This is a genomic window from Sphaerisporangium sp. NBC_01403 (genome assembly GCF_045040145.1).
Classification (GTDB): Bacteria; Actinomycetota; Actinomycetes; order Streptosporangiales; family Streptosporangiaceae; genus Sphaerisporangium; species Sphaerisporangium viridialbum.
The window spans coordinates 9392370-9408966 of sequence record NZ_CP109534.1 but is presented as its reverse complement, the minus strand read 5'-3'; the positions used below and the strand labels follow the sequence as shown (position 1 = coordinate 9408966).

At 66.5% G+C, this 16597-nt stretch carries 21 protein-coding genes; all 21 read right to left on the bottom strand.

Annotated elements, in window-relative coordinates; translation table 11 throughout:
- Window positions 1-19: 19 nt before the first annotated feature.
- Window positions 20-418 (bottom strand): 30S ribosomal protein S8, encoded by a 399-nt coding sequence (gene rpsH, locus OG589_RS42560; protein WP_262849247.1) that lies wholly within the window; start codon window positions 416-418, stop codon window positions 20-22.
- Between the two features lie 177 nt (window positions 419-595).
- Entirely contained in the window at window positions 596-781 is a 186-nt protein-coding gene (locus OG589_RS42555; RefSeq protein WP_248964959.1) for a type Z 30S ribosomal protein S14, read from the bottom strand.
- Window positions 781-1356, bottom strand: a complete 576-nt coding sequence (gene rplE / locus OG589_RS42550) for a 50S ribosomal protein L5 (protein WP_405144539.1) — start codon at window positions 1354-1356, stop codon at window positions 781-783. The genes OG589_RS42555 and rplE overlap by 1 nt, the downstream gene beginning before the upstream one ends.
- Entirely contained in the window at window positions 1356-1655 is a 300-nt protein-coding gene (gene rplX, locus OG589_RS42545; RefSeq protein ID WP_405152231.1) for a 50S ribosomal protein L24, read from the bottom strand. Before rplX ends, rplE begins: the two co-directional genes overlap by 1 nt.
- Before the next feature lie 9 nt (window positions 1656-1664).
- Window positions 1665-2033: a 50S ribosomal protein L14 gene (gene rplN, locus OG589_RS42540; RefSeq protein WP_189162756.1), complete on the bottom strand. Its 369-nt coding sequence runs from the start codon at window positions 2031-2033 to the stop codon at window positions 1665-1667.
- 148 nt (window positions 2034-2181) lie between these two features.
- A complete protein-coding gene (rpsQ, locus tag OG589_RS42535) occupies window positions 2182-2466 on the bottom strand; it encodes a 30S ribosomal protein S17 (protein WP_344952248.1) in 285 nt (94 codons plus the stop codon).
- Window positions 2459-2695 carry a 50S ribosomal protein L29 gene (rpmC, locus tag OG589_RS42530; protein ID WP_114032840.1) on the bottom strand — a complete coding sequence of 79 codons (237 nt, stop codon included), beginning with the start codon at window positions 2693-2695 and terminating at the stop codon, window positions 2459-2461. The genes rpsQ and rpmC overlap by 8 nt, the downstream gene beginning before the upstream one ends.
- A complete protein-coding gene (rplP, locus tag OG589_RS42525; RefSeq protein ID WP_184608221.1) occupies window positions 2695-3114 on the bottom strand; it encodes a 50S ribosomal protein L16 in 420 nt (139 codons plus the stop codon). The genes rpmC and rplP overlap by 1 nt, the downstream gene beginning before the upstream one ends.
- 2 nt (window positions 3115-3116) lie before the next feature.
- Window positions 3117-3971 carry a 30S ribosomal protein S3 gene (rpsC, locus tag OG589_RS42520; protein WP_358546937.1) on the bottom strand — a complete coding sequence of 285 codons (855 nt, stop codon included), beginning with the start codon at window positions 3969-3971 and terminating at the stop codon, window positions 3117-3119.
- Entirely contained in the window at window positions 3971-4339 is a 369-nt protein-coding gene (gene rplV / locus OG589_RS42515) for a 50S ribosomal protein L22 (RefSeq protein WP_262849231.1), read from the bottom strand. Before rplV ends, rpsC begins: the two co-directional genes overlap by 1 nt.
- Window positions 4340-4364: 25 nt before the next feature.
- Window positions 4365-4643: a 30S ribosomal protein S19 gene (gene rpsS, locus OG589_RS42510; protein WP_248964954.1), complete on the bottom strand. Its 279-nt coding sequence runs from the start codon at window positions 4641-4643 to the stop codon at window positions 4365-4367.
- A gap of 11 nt (window positions 4644-4654) precedes the next feature.
- Window positions 4655-5491, bottom strand: a complete 837-nt coding sequence (gene rplB, locus OG589_RS42505) for a 50S ribosomal protein L2 (RefSeq protein WP_214414915.1) — start codon at window positions 5489-5491, stop codon at window positions 4655-4657.
- Between the two features lie 46 nt (window positions 5492-5537).
- Complete coding sequence (gene rplW, locus OG589_RS42500) at window positions 5538-5840, bottom strand: 50S ribosomal protein L23 (RefSeq protein ID WP_358546942.1); 303 nt, start codon at window positions 5838-5840, stop codon at window positions 5538-5540.
- On the bottom strand, window positions 5840-6487 hold the full coding sequence (gene rplD, locus OG589_RS42495; RefSeq protein WP_405144536.1) for a 50S ribosomal protein L4: 648 nt from the start codon (window positions 6485-6487) through the stop codon (window positions 5840-5842). Before rplD ends, rplW begins: the two co-directional genes overlap by 1 nt.
- Window positions 6484-7137, bottom strand: coding sequence for a 50S ribosomal protein L3 (gene rplC, locus OG589_RS42490; protein ID WP_344952269.1), 654 nt, complete (start codon window positions 7135-7137; stop codon window positions 6484-6486). The genes rplD and rplC overlap by 4 nt, the downstream gene beginning before the upstream one ends.
- Before the next feature lie 14 nt (window positions 7138-7151).
- Window positions 7152-7460 (bottom strand): 30S ribosomal protein S10, encoded by a 309-nt coding sequence (gene rpsJ, locus OG589_RS42485; protein ID WP_012887830.1) that lies wholly within the window; start codon window positions 7458-7460, stop codon window positions 7152-7154.
- 273 nt (window positions 7461-7733) lie between these two features.
- A complete protein-coding gene (gene tuf, locus OG589_RS42480) occupies window positions 7734-8927 on the bottom strand; it encodes an elongation factor Tu (RefSeq protein ID WP_405144533.1) in 1194 nt (397 codons plus the stop codon).
- Between the two features lie 181 nt (window positions 8928-9108).
- Complete coding sequence (gene fusA / locus OG589_RS42475) at window positions 9109-11157, bottom strand: elongation factor G (RefSeq protein ID WP_405152230.1); 2049 nt, start codon at window positions 11155-11157, stop codon at window positions 9109-9111.
- A 90-nt stretch (window positions 11158-11247) separates the two neighbouring features.
- Window positions 11248-11718: a 30S ribosomal protein S7 gene (gene rpsG / locus OG589_RS42470; protein ID WP_358546952.1), complete on the bottom strand. Its 471-nt coding sequence runs from the start codon at window positions 11716-11718 to the stop codon at window positions 11248-11250.
- Between the two features lies 1 nt (window position 11719).
- Window positions 11720-12094, bottom strand: coding sequence for a 30S ribosomal protein S12 (gene rpsL / locus OG589_RS42465; protein ID WP_061253213.1), 375 nt, complete (start codon window positions 12092-12094; stop codon window positions 11720-11722).
- A 622-nt stretch (window positions 12095-12716) separates the two neighbouring features.
- Window positions 12717-16592 carry a DNA-directed RNA polymerase subunit beta' gene (locus OG589_RS42460; RefSeq protein ID WP_405144531.1) on the bottom strand — a complete coding sequence of 1292 codons (3876 nt, stop codon included), beginning with the start codon at window positions 16590-16592 and terminating at the stop codon, window positions 12717-12719.
- Window positions 16593-16597: the final 5 nt, after the last annotated feature.

The following is a 16597-nucleotide window of genomic DNA, read 5'->3' as shown; positions in this document are numbered from 1 at the left end:
GCTGAAATTCCTCCCCTCGTTACCAAACGTAGGCGAGGACTTCCCCGCCCACACCACGCTTGCCGGCCTGCCTGTCGGTCATGAGGCCACCGGACGTCGAGATGATCGCGACGCCCAGGCCGCCCAGGACCCTAGGCAGGTTGTCCTTCTTTGCATAGACCCGCAGACCGGGCTTGGAAACCCGGCGCAGGCCCGCGATAGACCGTTCACGCGTAGGCCCGAACTTGAGCTCCACCACGAGGTTCTTCCCGACCTTGGCGTCTTCGACGGCCCAGGCCTGGATGTAACCCTCCTGCTGGAGGATCTCGGCGATGTGCGCCTTGATCTTCGAGTACGGCATGGCCACGGTGTCGTGGTATGCCGAGTTCGCGTTACGCAGACGTGTCAACATGTCTGCGATCGGGTCGGTCATCGTCATGGCCGGTGGCCCTCCTCACCGCGGTTTCCCTGTGACGGGACCTACGGTGTGGTCGTGGGCGCTTGAAGCAGCGCCCGGTTGATATGACTTATGTGCACAGCGGGCCCCGGGCGGGCCTTCACGTCGCGATCGCCGGCCGAACCGGCCACGCGTCCATCGAGAAGGCCCGCACGCGGGCTACCAGCTGGACTTGGTGATGCCGGGCAGCTCGCCCCGGTGCGCCATCTCACGGAAGCACACGCGGCACAGGCCGAACTTGCGGTAGACGGCGCGAGGCCGGCCGCAGCGCGTGCACCGAGTGTACGCGCGAACGCCGAACTTGGGCTTGCGCTCGGCCTTGGCGATCAAGGACTTCTTAGCCATCAGGCCTCCTTAAAGGGGAAGCCGAGAAGCTTGAGCAGCGCCCGGCCCTGGTCGTCATTCGTGGCGGTGGTCACGACCGTGATGTCCATGCCACGCTGACGGTCGACCCGGTCGGGGTCCACCTCGTGGAACATGACCTGCTCGGTAAGACCGAAGGTGTAGTTCCCGTTGCCGTCGAACTGCTTCGGCGACAGGCCGCGGAAGTCCCTGATGCGCGGAAGCGCCAGGGAGAGCAGCCGGTCGAGGAACTCCCACATGCGGTCGCCGCGGAGCGTCACGTGCGCGCCGATCGGCATGCCCTCGCGCAGCTTGAACTGCGCGATGGACTTGCGGGCGTGGGCGACGGCCGGCTTCTGACCGGTGATGGCGGTGAGATCGCGCACCGCGCCCTCGATGAGCTTGGAGTCCCGAGCCGCCTCGCCGACGCCCATGTTCACCTTGATCTTGGTGAGCCTGGGGATCTGCATGGCGTTCTCGATGCCGAACTGCTCGCGAAGCTTGTCCGCGATCTCCTCGCGGTAGCGCTCCTTGAGGCGCGGCGTGGGGCGCTCGGTCTCAGTTGTGGTGGCGGTCATCAGTTGTCCTCACCCGATTCGTCGGCCTTCTCGGCCTTCTTGGCGGGCTTGTCGTCCTTCTTCGCCTCATCCTTGAGCTTCTTGACGTTGCTCACGTGGATGGGGGCCTCCATGGTCTGCACGCCGCCTTCCTTGGCGCCGCGCGGTCCCTGGTGGGTGACCTTCGAGTGCTTCTTGACCAGGTTGACGCCCTCGACTATCACGCGGTCCTCGCGCGGGATAGAGAGGATCACACGACCCTTGGCACCCTTGTCCTTACCGGCGATGACCTGGACGAGGTCACCCTTCTTCACATGCAGCTTCGGCATTTACAACACCTCCGGCGCGAGCGAGATGATGCGCATGAACTTCTTCTCGCGCAGCTCGCGACCCACCGGACCGAAGATACGCGTGCCCCGAGGGTCACCGCTGTCCTTGATGATGACCGCGGCGTTCTCGTCGAAGCGGATGTAGGAGCCGTCGGGGCGGCGGCGCTCCTTGGTGGTGCGCACCACGACAGCCTTGACCACATCACCCTTTTTGACACCCGCGGCGGGAAGGGCGTCCTTCACCGTCGCGACGATGATGTCGCCGATACCCGCGTAGCGCCGACCCGAGCCGCCGAGCACGCGGATGCACAAGATCTCCTTGGCACCCGTGTTGTCGGCGACCTTGAGCCGCGACTCCTGCTGGATCACGTCAACTCCCGTGTGTCACGCCGGTTCTCATTCAGTGAGCCTGGCGGAACTAGATTCGGTCTTATGCTCCCTGGCGACGGCCCTGCCGGCGCCGAGGGGGGACGCTCGCGCGAGAGACCCCCTTCCGGGGGGCCTCCCGCAGAGCGACTTACTTGGCCCGCTCGAGGATCTCCACGACGCGCCACCGCTTGGTGGCCGACAGCGGCCGGGTCTCCATCAGGAGAACACGGTCGCCGACGCCGCAGGAGTTGGCCTCGTCGTGGGCCTTGTACTTGGTCGTACGGCGGATGACCTTGCCGTACAGCGGGTGCTTCACGCGGTCCTCGACGGCGACGACGACGGTCTTGTCCATCTTGTCGCTGACGACGAGACCCTCGCGGGTCTTGCGGTAGTTCCGCGTCTTCTTGTCGGTGGTCTCAGTTGTCTCAGCCATCGCTCGGCTCCTTCTCGACCGTGATGATTCCGAGCTCCCGCTCGCGCATCACGGTGTAGATACGGGCGATCTCGCGGCGGACGGCACGGAGCCGCCCGTGGCTTTCCAACTGACCGGTCGCCGCCTGGAAGCGGAGGTTGAACAGCTCCTCCTTGGCTTCCTTCAGCTTCTGGACCAGCTCATCCTGGTCAGAAGTCCGCAGCTCACCGGCGGTCAGGCCCTTAGCCATCACGCCTCACCCACTTCACGCTTAACAAACCGGCACTTCATCGGGAGCTTGTGCATCGCACGGCGGAGGGCCTCACGGGCCACCGGCTCGGAGACACCCGAGAGCTCGAACATGACGCGGCCGGGCTTGACGTTGGCGATCCACCACTCCGGCGAACCCTTTCCGGAACCCATGCGGGTCTCGGCAGGCTTCTTCGTGAGGGGACGGTCGGGGTAGATGTTGATCCACACCTTGCCGCCACGGCGGATGTGCCGGGTCATGGCGATACGAGCGGCCTCGATCTGGCGGTTGGTCACGTAGTGGTGCTCAAGCGCCTGGATGCCGAACTCGCCGAACACGACCCTGGTGCCGCCCTTGGCGGCTCCGCTGCGGTCGGGCCGGTGCTGTTTACGGTGCTTGACCCTGCGCGGGATCAGCATGGTCAGCTCCCTTCAGCACCCGGCTGCTCCGCCGGGCCGGTCTCGGGCGCCCCTGCGGGCGCGGTTGATTCGGTCTTGGGCCCGCGACCGCCGCCACGGGGGGCGCCGTCACGGCCACCCCGGCCGCCGCCACCGCCGCCGCCCGCGCCACGGCCACGCTGCGGCCGGTCGGTACGGTCGCGACGCTGGCCGGCACGCGCACCGGCGGCAGCCGCCTCGCGCTCGGCGCGGCTGGTCGGAGCCTCACCCTTGTAGATCCACACCTTCACGCCGATGCGGCCGAAGGTGGTGCGGGCCTCGTAGAAGCCGTAGTCGATGTCCGCGCGAAGGGTGTGCAGAGGCACACGACCCTCGCGGTAGAACTCCGACCGCGACATCTCGGCGCCGCCGAGACGACCGGCGCACTGGACACGGATGCCCTTGGCGCCGCTCTTCATCGCCGACTGCATGGCCTTGCGCATCGCCCGCCGGAACGAGACCCGGCTGGACAGCTGCTCGGCCACGCCCTGGGCGACGAGCTGGGCGTCGACCTCGGGGTTCTTGACCTCGAGGATGTTGAGCTGGACCTGCTTCTTGGTCAGCTTCTCGAGGTCGCCACGGATGCGGTCCGCCTCGGCGCCGCGGCGGCCGATGACGATGCCCGGCCGGGCGGTGTGGATGTCGACCTGAACTCGGTCGGTGGTCCGCTCGATCTCGACCTTGGAGATGCCGGCCCGCTCCATGCCCTTCTGCAGCATGCGGCGGATCGACACGTCTTCGGCGACGTAGGACTTGTACAGCTTGTCGGCGTACCACCGGCTCTTGAAGTCGGTCGTGATGCCGAGCCGGAACCCGTGCGGGTTAACCTTCTGGCCCACTAGCGGGTCCTTCCCTTCGGCCTGCCCTGACCTTCCGGCCGGGCTTCGACGATCACGGTGATGTGACTCGTCCGCTTGTTGATCCGATAGGCACGGCCCTGGGCACGGGGACGGAACCTCTTCAGCGTCGGGCCCTCATCGACCCACGCCCGGCTCACGACCAGCAGCTCGCGGTCGAGCTTGAAGTTGTGCTCCGCGTTCGCCATCGCGCTCGACAGCACCTTGTAGATCGGCTCGCTCGCCGCCTGGGGGGCGAACTGCAGCACGGCCTGCGCCTCCGAAGCGGGCAGCCCGCGAATAAGGTCCACCACGCGGCGGGCCTTCTGGGGCGTGACGCGGACGAACCGCGCCTGAGCCCTGGCTTCCATCGCTTACTCCTCGTTTCTAAGGCGCTTACCGCCGGCTACGCCGGTCTTCCTTGACGTGGCTGCGGAAGGTCCGCGTAGGCGCGAACTCACCCAGCTTGTGACCGATCATCGACTCGGTGACGAACACCGGGACGTGCTTGCGCCCGTCGTGGACGGCGATCGTGTGGCCGAGCATGTCGGGCACGATCATGGAGCGCCGCGACCACGTCTTGATGACGTTCTTGGTGCCCTTTTCGTTCTGGACGTCCACCTTCTTCATAAGGTGGCCATCCACGAAAGGACCCTTCTTAAGGCTACGTGGCATTTAGGCTGCTCCTACCGCTTCTTCCTCTTGCTCCGCCGACGGATGATCAGTCGGTCGCTGGCCTTGTTGGCCTGACGGGTACGACCCTCGGGCTTGCCCTTGGGGTTCACCGGGTGGCGACCGCCGGAGGTCTTACCCTCACCACCACCGTGCGGGTGGTCGACCGGGTTCATGGCGACACCGCGAACCGTCGGGCGCTTGCCCTTCCAGCGGTTACGGCCAGCCTTACCGATGTTGATGTTGGCCTGCTCGGCGTTGCCGACCTGGCCCACGGAGGCGCGGCAGCGCACGTCCACCTGGCGCATTTCGCCGGAGGGCATACGCAGCGTGGCGTACTGCCCCTCCTTGGCCAGGAGCTGGATCTGCGCGCCGGCGGACCGGCCGAGCTTGGCGCCGCCACCGGGCTTCAGCTCCACGGCGTGGATGAAGGTACCGGTGGGGATGTTGCGCAGTGGCAGGCAGTTGCCCGGCTTGATGTCGGCCGCGGGGCCGTTCTCGATGCGGTCGCCCTGCTTGATGCCCGTCGGAGCGAGGATGTAGCGCTTCTCGCCGTCTGCGTAGTGCAGGAGCGCGATGCGCGACGTCCGGTTGGGGTCGTACTCGATGTGAGCGACCTTGGCCGGAATGCCGTCCTTGTCGTGGCGCCGGAAGTCGATGATCCGGTAGGCGCGCTTGTGCCCGCCGCCCTGGTGACGCGCGGTCACCCGGCCGTGGACGTTACGACCACCCTTGCTGTGAAGGGGAGCAAGCAGCGACTTCTCCGGCGTGCTGCGCGTGATCTCGGCGAAGTCCGAGACGCTCGCGCCGCGACGACCCGGAGTCGTCGGCTTGTATTTACGGATGCCCATCTTTTTCGTTCATCCCTTGTCGATGTTGCTTGGCAATGCGCGGTGATCAGCTGATCTGACCGAAGATGTCGATCCGATCGCCTTCCACCAGGCTCACGATCGCCCGCTTGGTGCTCGGGCGCTGGCCGTAACCGAACTTGGTCCGCTTGCGCTTGCCCTGCCGGTTGATCGTGTTCACGCTGGAGACCTTGACGCCGAAGATCTGCTCGATCGCGATCTTCACCTGGGTCTTGTTGGCCGTCTTGCGCACCAAGAACGTGTACTTGTTGTGCTCATCGATCAGGCCGTAGCTCTTCTCGGAGACGATCGGCTTGATGATGATGTCGCGCGGGTCGGCGATCTTCTGCATCAGGCGTCTTCCTTCCCGCTCTTGCCGAGCCGAGCCACGACCTGGTCGTACGCGGTGCGCGTGAAGACCACGTCGTCGTAGCAGAGCACGTCGTACGTGTTGAGCTGGCCCGCGTCCAGGAGGTGGACCTCCGGCGCGTTCCGCAGGCTCAGCCAGGTCAGCTCGTCACCCTCGTCGACGACGACGAGAACGCTGCGAGCGTTGGTGATCTTGCGCAGCGCCTCGAGCGCGGCCTTGGTCTTCGGGGTCTCCCCCGTCACCAGGCCGTCGATGACGTACACGCGACCGCCGGCCGCCCTGTCGCTGAGGGCACCGCGAAGAGCGGCGGCCTTCATCTTCTTGGGCGTCTTCTGGGCGTAGTCCCGCGGCTGCGGGCCGTGGACGGTGCCACCGCCGGCGAACTGCGGAGCGCGGGTCGAGCCCTGGCGGGCGCGGCCGGTGCCCTTCTGGCGGTACGGCTTCTTGCCACCGCCGCTGACCTCACCACGGGTCTTCGTCTTGTGCGTGCCCTGCCTGCGCGCGGCGAGCTGGGCGACGACGACCTGGTGGATCAGCGGAATGTTGACCTTGGTGCCGAAGATGTCCTCCGGCAGGTCGACGCTTCCGGTCTTCGCGCCGGCCGCGTCGAGGACGTCAATGGTGCTCACTTGGCAGCCCCCTTCTTGGCACTGGTGCGGACGAGAACCAGGCTGCCGTTGGCACCGGGGATCGCACCCTTGATCAGGATGAGACCCTTCTCGGCGTCCACGGCGTGAACCTTGAGGCTCTGGATGGTGGTCCGGACGTTGCCCATCCGGCCGGCCATGCGCAGGCCCTTGAAGACGCGGCCCGGCGTGGCGCAACCGCCGATGGAGCCGGGCGAGCGGTGCTTGCGCTGGGTGCCGTGCGAGGCGCTGAGGCCCTTGAAGCCGTGACGCTTCATGACACCCGCGAAGCCCTTGCCCTTGCTCTTACCGGTCACGTCGACGTACTGCCCGGCCTCGAAGGTGTCGGCCAGGACTTCCTGGCCGATCGTGTACTCGGAGGCGTCCGTGGTCCGAAGCTCGACGAAGTAGCGGCGCGGGGTGATGTCGTGCTTGCGCAGATAATCACCCAGCGGCTTGTTCACCTTGCGCGGGTCCACCTGCCCGTAGCCGAGCTGAACAGCGGAGTAGCCGTCCTTGTCCTCAGTGCGGACGCGGGTCACCACGCACGGACCGGCCTCGACGACGGTGACCGGAACCATCCGGTTGCCCTCATCGAAGACCTGGGTCATGCCGAGCTTCTTGCCCAGGACGCCCTTGATCTGCTTAGCCATGTCAGTGCGTTCCCTCAGAGCTTGATCGAGATGTCGACGCCGGCCGGAAGGTCGAGCCGCATGAGCGAGTCGACGGTCTTCGGCGTCGGATCGATGATGTCAATCAGCCGCTTGTGCGTGCGCATTTCGAAGTGCTCACGGCTGTCCTTGTACTTGTGCGGCGAGCGGATGACGCAGTACACGTTCTTCTCGGTCGGCAACGGCACCGGGCCCGCGACCTTCGCGCCAGTCCGCGTCACCGTCTCGACGATCTTCTTGGCCGAGCTGTCGATGACCTCGTGGTCATAGGCCTTAAGCCGGATGCGGATCTTTTGTCCCGCCATAATGGCCTCGGTGTCCTTCGCTGTCGTCCTGCAAAAGTTTCGTGCGGCCTTTTGCCGCTATGGGTGTCCCACGTGGCGCACGCCCCGTGACCCGCCTATTTCTTCCGTGATCTTGCAGTCATCTCGGTCGCTCTGGGCCGAGACGGCTGCGAGATCACGGGCCTGGATCGGGCTCGAAGCTCGCTGTGGGCTCCGGGACCGACTGGTCGGCCCCTTCGTGGTGCGGCGGCCGGCCCCCGGTTCCCCGAGGCCGACCGCCGACCCGTGATCGCGCTACTTGATGATCTTCGTGACTCGACCCGCACCGACGGTGCGGCCACCCTCGCGGATGGCGAACTTGAGACCGTCCTCCATCGCGATGGGCTGGATGAGCTGGACGGTCATCTCGGTGTTGTCACCGGGCATGACCATCTCGGTGCCCTCGGGGAGGGTCACGACGCCCGTCACGTCCGTGGTACGGAAGTAGAACTGCGGGCGGTAGTTGTTGAAGAACGGCGTGTGGCGGCCGCCCTCGTCCTTGGACAGGATGTAGACCTGAGCCTCGAACTCGGTGTGCGGGGTGGTCGTGCCCGGCTTGATGATGCACTGGCCGCGCTCGACGTCCTCGCGCTTGATGCCACGGAGGAGCAGGCCGACGTTGTCACCGGCCCGGCCCTCGTCAAGGAGCTTGCGGAACATCTCGACACCGGTGACGGTGGTCGTGGTGCTCTTCTCCTTGATGCCGATGATGTCGACGGTCTCGTTGACCTTGACGATGCCGCGCTCGATACGACCGGTCACGACGGTGCCGCGGCCGGTGATCGAGAAGACGTCCTCGATCGGCATGAGGAAGGGCTTGTCGGTGTCACGAACGGGCTCGGGGACGTTGTCGTCCACGGCGTTCATGAGCTCGATGATCGAGTCGCCCCACTTCTCGTCGCCCTCGAGCGCCTTCAGCGCCGAGACGCGAATGACCGGCAGGTCATCGCCCGGGAACTCCTGGGCGGAGAGCAGCTCGCGAACCTCGAGCTCGACGAGCTCCAGGATCTCCTCATCGTCGACCATGTCGGCCTTGTTCAGGGCGACGACGATGTAGGGGACGCCGACCTGGCGGGCCAGGAGGACGTGCTCCTTCGTCTGGGGCATCGGACCATCGGTGGCGGCGACCACGAGGATCGCGCCGTCCATCTGGGCCGCACCCGTGATCATGTTCTTCACGTAGTCGGCGTGACCGGGGCAGTCCACGTGGGCGTAGTGGCGCTTCTCGGTCTGGTACTCGACGTGGGCGATGGAGATGGTGATACCGCGGGCCTTCTCCTCGGGCGCCTTGTCGATCTTGTCGAACGGGGTCGCCTCATTGAGGTGAGGGAAACGGTCGTGGAGCACCTTGGTGATCGCCGCGGTCAGAGTGGTCTTGCCGTGGTCGATGTGCCCAATGGTGCCGATGTTCACGTGCGGCTTGGTCCGCTCGAACTTGGCCTTGGCCACTGCTCTGTCTCCTTAGAGATTCTGACTTGACTTGCGTAGTCTCACTCGGGCTCGGAGCCCGTAGGCCCGGGGCGGCGATCGCTCACCGCCCCAGACGAGGGAGCCGGAACCGCGGGTCCCGATCCCCTCTGGCCGTCGGCCGGCGGTCTCCCACCGGCCCCAGCCATTCGGACTCCGGGGACTATTCGCCCCGAGCCTTCGCGACGATCTCCTTGGCGATGCCCGGGGGCACCTCCGAATAGGAGTCGAACTGCATGCTGTAGACAGCCCGGCCCTGGGTCTTGCTTCGCAGGTCACCCACGTAACCGAACATCTCTGACAGCGGAACGAGGGCATTGATGACCTTTGCCCCGGTTCTGTCTTCCATCGCCTGGATCTGCCCGCGGCGACCGTTGAGGTCACCGATGACATCACCCATGTAGTCCTCGGGCGTGGTGACCTCGACGGCCATCATCGGCTCCAGGATTACGGCGTCGGCACGGCGCGCGGCCTCCTTGAAGGCCATCGAACCGGCGATCTTGAAGGCCATTTCGGAGGAGTCGACCTCGTGGTAGGCACCGTCCCGCAGGGTGACCTTGACGCCCACCATCGGGTAGCCGGCCAGCACGCCGAACTCGGCGGCCTCCTGGGCGCCCGCGTCCACCGACGGGATGTACTCCCGGGGGATGCGGCCACCACTGACGCTGTTCTTGAACTCGTAACCGTCGTTGCCCTCGCCCAGCGGCTCCAGATCGATGATCACGCGCGCGAACTGGCCGGAACCACCGGTCTGCTTCTTGTGCGTGTACTCGATCTTCTCCACCTTGCGGCGGATGGTCTCGCGGTAGGCGACCTGCGGGCGGCCGACGTTGGCCTCGACCTTGAACTCGCGGCGCATCCGGTCGACGAGGATCTCCAGGTGGAGCTCACCCATACCCCAGATGACCGTCTGCCCGGTCTCCTCGTCCCGCCGGACCTGGAAGGACGGGTCCTCCTCGGCCAGGCGCTGGATCGCGGTGCCCAGCTTCTCCTGGTCACCCTTGGTCTTCGGCTCGATCGCGACGTTGATGACCGGAGCCGGGAAGTTCATCGACTCCAGGACGACCTGGTGCGTCGGGTCGCTGAGGGTGTCACCGGTGGTGGTGTCCTTCAGGCCCATGACGGCGACGATCTGACCAGCGACGGCCTGCGGGCGCTCTTCGCGCTTGTTGGCGTGCATCTGGTAGATCTTGCCGATGCGCTCCTTCTTGCCCTTCACGGAGTTCACGACCGACGTACCGGTGTCGAGCGTGCCCGAGTAGATGCGAATGAAGGTGAGCTTGCCCAGGTGCTGGTCGCTCATGATCTTGAAGGCCAGAGCGGAGAACGGCTCGTTCGGGTCCGCGTGACGCTCGATGACCTGGTCCTCGTGGCCGACCGCGTGCCCCTTGAGCGCGGGGATGTCGGTCGGGGCCGGGAGGTAGGCCACGATCGCGTCGAGCAGGGGCTGCACGCCCTTGTTCTTGAACGCGGTGCCGCACAGGACCGGGTTGAGGGAGCTGGCCAGTGTCGCGCGGCGGATGCCGGCGACCAGCTGCTCCTCGGTGGGCTCGACGCCCTCGAGGAACAGCTCCATGAGCTCGTCGTCGTGCTCGGCGACGGTCTCGATGAGCTTGTCGCGCCACTCACGGGCGACGTCGGCGTGGTCGGCCGGGATGTCGACGGTGTCGTACATCTCGCCCTTGGCCGCCTCGGCGCTCCAGATCAGGCCCTTCATCTTCACCAGGTCGATGATGCCCTTGAAGTCGGCCTCGACGCCCCAGGGAAGCTGGATGACCAGCGGAGTCGCACCGAGGCGCGACACGATCATGTCGACGCAGCGGTGGAACTCGGCGCCGACCCGGTCCATCTTGTTGACGAAGCAGATGCGGGGAACGCCGTAACGGTCGGCCTGGCGCCACACCGTCTCGGACTGCGGCTCGACACCGGCGACGGCGTCGAAGACCGCGACCGCACCGTCAAGAACGCGCAGCGACCGCTCCACCTCGACGGTGAAGTCGACGTGGCCGGGAGTGTCGATGATGTTGATCGTGTGATCAAGCCACATGCAGGTGGTCGCGGCGGAGGTGATGGTGATGCCGCGCTCCTGCTCCTGCTCCATCCAGTCCATCGTGGCAGCGCCCTCGTGGACTTCACCGATCTTGTAGTTGATACCGGTGTAGAACAGGATGCGCTCGGTCGTGGTGGTTTTGCCCGCGTCGATGTGGGCCATGATCCCGATGTTGCGGACCCTGGCCAGGTCAAGAGCGGTCGTTGTCGCCACTTCTCTCGCGTCCTCGTCGTCTCGTCGTCGCCGCTGGGATTACCAGCGGTAGTGGGCGAAGGCCTTGTTGGACTCGGCCATCTTGTGCGTGTCCTCACGCCGCTTGACGCTGGCGCCGAGGCCGTTGCTGGCGTCGAGCAGCTCGTTCATCAGCCGCTCGGTCATGGTCTTCTCGCGGCGGGCGCGGGAGTACTGCACCAGCCAGCGGAGCGCCAGCGTGGTGCTGCGCGCGGCGCGCACCTCGACCGGCACCTGGTAGGTGGCGCCACCGACACGGCGGCTGCGCACCTCAAGAGTGGGCTTGACGTTGTCGAGAGCGCGCTTCAGCGTGACGACCGGGTCATTGCCCGACTTGTCCTTGCAGCCCTCGAGGGCGTCGTAGACGATCGACTGGGCGAGCGACCGCTTGCCGTTCAGAAGCACCTTGTTGATGAGCGCGGTGACCAGCGGTGAGTTGAACACCGGGTCTGCGACAAGCTGTCGGCGCCCAGCGGGACCCTTGCGCGGCATGTCAGCTCTTCTCCTTCTTCGCGCCGTAACGGCTGCGGGCCTGCTTGCGGTTGCGGACGCCCTGGGTGTCCAGCGAACCGCGGATGATCTTGTATCGAACACCCGGCAGGTCCTTCACACGACCGCCACGCACGAGCACGATGGAGTGCTCCTGAAGGTTGTGACCGACACCAGGGATGTAGGCCGTTACCTCGATGCCATTGGTGAGCCTGACACGCGCCACCTTGCGGAGGGCGGAGTTCGGCTTCTTGGGGGTCGTCGTATACACGCGCGTGCAGACGCCGCGCCGCTGGGGGCTCCCCTTGAGCGCCGGTGTCTTGGTCTTACTGACCTTGTCCTGGCGGCCCTTGCGGACCAGCTGCTGAATCGTGGGCACCGCGTCTCCGTTCATGCTTGGCCGGTAATTCGAAAAGTCGTGCGTTTCGCAGGCTCTGCCGGTGTCATGACCTGCTGTTTTTCCCTCGGCTCCGACCCACGCGCTCGGGCGTGTCGCGATCTTTGCCGCACTGTGCCCGACGATGGCCTGACCAGTGGAGGAGATCACGCGGCGTCCGAACGACCTCCGTGGAGGCCTTGGAGCGCACGCATGTGAGCCCATGAAGCCACGGGCACGAAGGGCAAGACTACCTAGCCCATCGCAACACGTCAAAACGGTTGCGCCGAGCCGCTCATGCGGGCGGCTTCGGGGCGTGTCGTGGTCCCGCGGCCGGTTTCCCCCCGACCGCTATCAGGCTCTCATCAAGTTTACCGGCACGCGGAGACTTCTCTCGACGATTTCCCTGTCTTGCCTCGCCCGCCGCCCGACGTAGGGCCTCCGGGCCGTACGCGCGGCCGGCCGTGCGAGGCCCCCGGACCGTACGCGGGCCGCGCTCCCGGGGGCCTCGCACGGCCGGCCACGGGACCGGAGACGCCACGAGGGGCGCCCGCTCCCCTTCCGGGAAACGCGCGCCCCTCGTCCGCTCGGAGCCGGGACCGGCCGGCGAGTGCCGGCCGGGCCGCTAGCGGTTGTACTGACCGAAGTCGTACTCCTCCAGCGGGACGGCTTCGCCGCTGCCCGTGCCGAAGGTGTAGTCGGTCGCGGAGCCGTCGTAGCCGCCGACGGTGTACATCGCCGCCTTGGCCTCCTCGGTGGGCTCGACCCGGATGTTGCGGTACTGGGACATGCCCGTACCCGCCGGGATGAGCTTTCCGATGATGACGTTCTCCTTGAGACCGAGCAGGGAGTCGGACTTGGCGTGGATCGCCGCGTCGGTGAGCACCCGGGTGGTCTCCTGGAAGGACGCCGCCGACAGCCACGACTCGGTGGCGAGCGAGGCCTTGGTGATGCCCATGAGGACCGGACGGCCGGAGGCGGGGGTGCCGCCCTCGGCGACGACCTCGCGGTTGACCATCTCGAAGCGCGGCCGCTCGACGAGCTCGCCGGGCAGCAGGTCGGTGTCACCCGACTCGAGCACGTTCACGCGCTTGAGCATCTGCCGCACGATGATCTCGATGTGCTTGTCGTGGATCGACACACCCTGCGAGCGGTACACCTGCTGGACCTCGGCCACCAGGTGGAGCTGCACGGCCCGGGGGCCGAGGATGCGCAGCACCTCGTTGGGGTTGACCGCACCGGCGATGAGCTGCTGGCCCACCGTCACCCGCTGGCCGTCGGCGACCAGCAGGCGCGACCGCATCGACACCGGGTAGGCGATCTCCTCGGAGCCGTCGTCCGGAGTGATGACGATCTTGCGGGTCTTGTCGGTCTCGTCGATGCGCACGCGGCCGTCGGCCTCGCTGATCGGGGCGACACCCTTGGGGACGCGCGCCTCGAACAGCTCCTGGACACGGGGCAGACCGTGGGTGATGTCCGCGCCCGCCACACCACCGGTGTGGAAGGTGCGCATCGTCAGCTGCGTGCCGGGCTCACCGATCGACTGGGCCGCGATGATGCCGACGGCCTCGCCGACGTCCACGAGCTTGCCGGTCGCCAGCGAGCGGCCATAGCAGGTGGCGCAGACACCGATCTTCGCCTCGCACACCAGCGCGCTGCGGGTCCTGACCGTCTCGATGCCGGCCTCGACCAGCGCGGTGACGGTGATGTCGCTGATGTCGACACCCGCCGTCGCGATGATCTTGCCGTCCACCTCGACGTCCTCGGCCAGGATGCGGCCGTGCACGTTGCTCTCGGCGTTCTCGGCCTTGGAGAGGTTGCCGGAGGAGTCGCGCTCGCCGACGTGCAGCGGGACGCCGCGGTCGGTGCCACAGTCGATCTCACGGACGATGACGTCCTGCGCGACGTCCACCAGACGACGGGTCAGGTAACCCGAGTCGGCGGTACGCAGAGCGGTGTCCGCGAGGCCCTTCCGCTGTCCGTGGGTGGAGATGAAGTACTCCAGCACCGACAGACCCTCGCGGAAGGAGGACTTGATCGGCCGCGGGATCGTCTCACCCTTGGTGTTGGACACCAGACCACGGATGCCCGCGATCTGACGGACCTGCATCTTGTTGCCTCGGGCGCCGGAGTTGACCATCATCCAGACGGAGTTGGTCGCCGGGAAGGCGTTCACCATGTCGGTCTCGACGTCCGCCGTGGCGTGCGTCCAGATCTCGATGAGCTCCTGGCGGCGCTCCTCGTCGGTGATCAGACCGCGCTCGTACTCACGCTGGACCTTGTCGGCCCTCCGCTCGTACGACTCCATGATCGCGGCCTTGTTCGGCGGCGCGACGACGTCGTCGATGGAGATCGTGACGCCGGAGCGGGTCGCCCAGTGGAAGCCCGCGTCCTTGAGCGCGTCCAGAGCGGTCGCGACCTCGACCTTCGGGTACTTCTCAGCGAGCTCGTTGACGATCGTCGAGAGCTGCTTCTTCCCGATCTGCGAGTTCACGAACGGGTAGTTGTCCGGCAGCGTCTGGTTGAACAGGCACCGGCCCAGGGTGGACTCCAGGCGGTAGGCCTCGCCGGCCTCCCAGCCCTCGGGCGCCTGCCAGCCCCGCGGCGGCGGGACGTCCTTGACGCGCACCTGGATCTTGGCCTGGATGTTCAGCTCGCGCCGGTCATAGGCCATGAGCGCCTCGGACACCGAGCCGAAGACCCGGCCCTCGCCCTCGGCGCCGTCGAGCTGGGTGGTCAGCCAGTAGAGGCCGATGATCATGTCCTGGGTGGGCATGGTCACGGGCTTGCCGTCGGCCGGCTTGAGGATGTTGTTGGTCGAGAGCATCAGGATGCGCGCCTCGGCCTGGGCCTCCGCCGACAGCGGCAGGTGGACCGCCATCTGGTCGCCGTCGAAGTCCGCGTTGAACGCGGTGCAGACGAGCGGGTGGATCTGGATCGCCTTGCCCTCGACAAGCTGCGGCTCGAAGGCCTGGATGCCGAGGCGGTGCAGGGTCGGCGCGCGGTTGAGCAGCACCGGGTGCTCGGTGATGACCTCTTCGAGCACGTCCCACACGACCGGCCTGGCCCGCTCGACCATGCGCTTCGCCGACTTGATGTTCTGCGCGTGGTTCAGGTCGACCAGGCGCTTCATCACGAACGGCTTGAAGAGCTCCAGCGCCATCTGCTTGGGCAGGCCGCACTGGTGCAGCTTCAGCTGCGGGCCGACGACGATGACCGAACGGCCGGAGTAGTCGACTCGCTTGCCGAGGAGGTTCTGCCGGAAACGGCCCTGCTTGCCCTTGAGCATGTCGGACAGCGACTTCAGCGGACGGTTGCCCGGCCCGGTGACCGGACGGCCGCGGCGGCCGTTGTCGAACAGCGCGTCGACGGCCTCCTGGAGCATCCGCTTCTCGTTGTTGACGATGATCTCGGGCGCGCCGAGGTCCAGAAGCCGCTTGAGGCGGTTGTTCCGGTTGATGACGCGGCGGTACAGGTCGTTGAGGTCCGAGGTCGCGAACCGGCCACCGTCGAGCTGCACCATCGGGCGCAGGTCCGGCGGGATGACCGGGATGCAGTCGAGGACCATGCCGTTGGGCGAGTTGCGCGTCGTGAGGAACGCGGACACGACCTTGAGCCGCTTGAGCGCGCGAGCCTTCTTCTGACCCTTGCCGCTGCGGATGGTCTCGCGCAGCGACTCGGCCTCGGCGGCCAGGTCGAAGTTGTTCAGGCGCTCCTGGATGGCCTGGGCGCCCATGCCACCGCGGAAGTAGCGGCCGAAGCGGTCGCGCATCTCGCGGTAGAGCAGCTCGTCACCCTCGAGGTCCTGGACCTTGAGGTTCTTGAAGCGGCTCCAGACCTCTTCCAGGCGGTCGAGCTCGCGCTGGGTGCGGTCGCGGAGCTGACGCATCTCGCGGTCGGCACCCTCGCGCACCTTGCGGCGCACGTCACCCTTGGCGCCGGTGGACTCCAGCTCGGCGAGGTCGGTCTCGAGCTTCTTCTGCCGGGCCTCGATGTCGGCGTCGCGGCGCTGCTCGATGTGCTGCCGCTCGACGGAGATCTTCGCCTCCAGCGACGGCAGGTCACGAGCACGCATCTCGGTGTCGACATACGTGATCATGTAGGCCGCGAAGTAGATGACCTTCTCAAGGTCCTTCGGGGCCAGGTCCAGCAGGTACCCGAGGCGCGACGGGACGCCCTTGAAGTACCAGATGTGGGTGACCGGAGCGGCCAGCTCGATGTGGCCCATCCGCTCACGACGCACCTTGGCGCGAGTCACCTCGACGCCACAGCGCTCACAGATGATGCCCTTGAAGCGGACGCGCTTGTACTTACCGCAGTAGCACTCCCAGTCGCGGGTGGGGCCGAAGATCTTCTCGCAGAAGAGCCCGTCCTTTTCCGGCTTCAGGGTGCGGTAGTTGATGGTCTCGGGCTTCTTAACCTCGCCGTGCGACCACTGACGGATATCGTCGGCCGTGGCGAGACCGATTCGCAGCTCGTCGAAGAAGTTGACGTCGAGCACTTCTT

What these genes read in the sequence shown, in the direction of transcription:
- rpsH (WP_262849247.1), bottom strand. Translation starts at nt 418, where the DNA reads ATGACGATGACCGACCCGATCGCAGACATGTTGACACGTCTGCGTAAC.
- rplW (WP_358546942.1), bottom strand. Translation starts at nt 5,840, where the DNA reads ATGCAGAAGATCGCCGACCCGCGCGACATCATCATCAAGCCGATCGTC.
- rplV (WP_262849231.1), bottom strand. Translation starts at nt 4,339, where the DNA reads ATGGAAGCCAGGGCTCAGGCGCGGTTCGTCCGCGTCACGCCCCAGAAG.
- rpmC (WP_114032840.1), bottom strand. Translation starts at nt 2,695, where the DNA reads ATGGCTAAGGGCCTGACCGCCGGTGAGCTGCGGACTTCTGACCAGGAT.
- fusA (WP_405152230.1), bottom strand. Translation starts at nt 11,157, where the DNA reads ATGGCCCACATCGACGCGGGCAAAACCACCACGACCGAGCGCATCCTG.
- rplP (WP_184608221.1), bottom strand. Translation starts at nt 3,114, where the DNA reads ATGCTGATCCCGCGCAGGGTCAAGCACCGTAAACAGCACCGGCCCGAC.
- rpsS (WP_248964954.1), bottom strand. Translation starts at nt 4,643, where the DNA reads ATGCCACGTAGCCTTAAGAAGGGTCCTTTCGTGGATGGCCACCTTATG.
- rplB (WP_214414915.1), bottom strand. Translation starts at nt 5,491, where the DNA reads ATGGGCATCCGTAAATACAAGCCGACGACTCCGGGTCGTCGCGGCGCG.
- rpsQ (WP_344952248.1), bottom strand. Translation starts at nt 2,466, where the DNA reads ATGGCTGAGACAACTGAGACCACCGACAAGAAGACGCGGAACTACCGC.
- rplC (WP_344952269.1), bottom strand. Translation starts at nt 7,137, where the DNA reads ATGGCTAAGCAGATCAAGGGCGTCCTGGGCAAGAAGCTCGGCATGACC.
- rpsG (WP_358546952.1), bottom strand. Translation starts at nt 11,718, where the DNA reads ATGCCGCGCAAGGGTCCCGCTGGGCGCCGACAGCTTGTCGCAGACCCG.
- OG589_RS42555 (WP_248964959.1), bottom strand. Translation starts at nt 781, where the DNA reads ATGGCTAAGAAGTCCTTGATCGCCAAGGCCGAGCGCAAGCCCAAGTTC.
- rplE (WP_405144539.1), bottom strand. Translation starts at nt 1,356, where the DNA reads ATGACCGCCACCACAACTGAGACCGAGCGCCCCACGCCGCGCCTCAAG.
- rpsJ (WP_012887830.1), bottom strand. Translation starts at nt 7,460, where the DNA reads ATGGCGGGACAAAAGATCCGCATCCGGCTTAAGGCCTATGACCACGAG.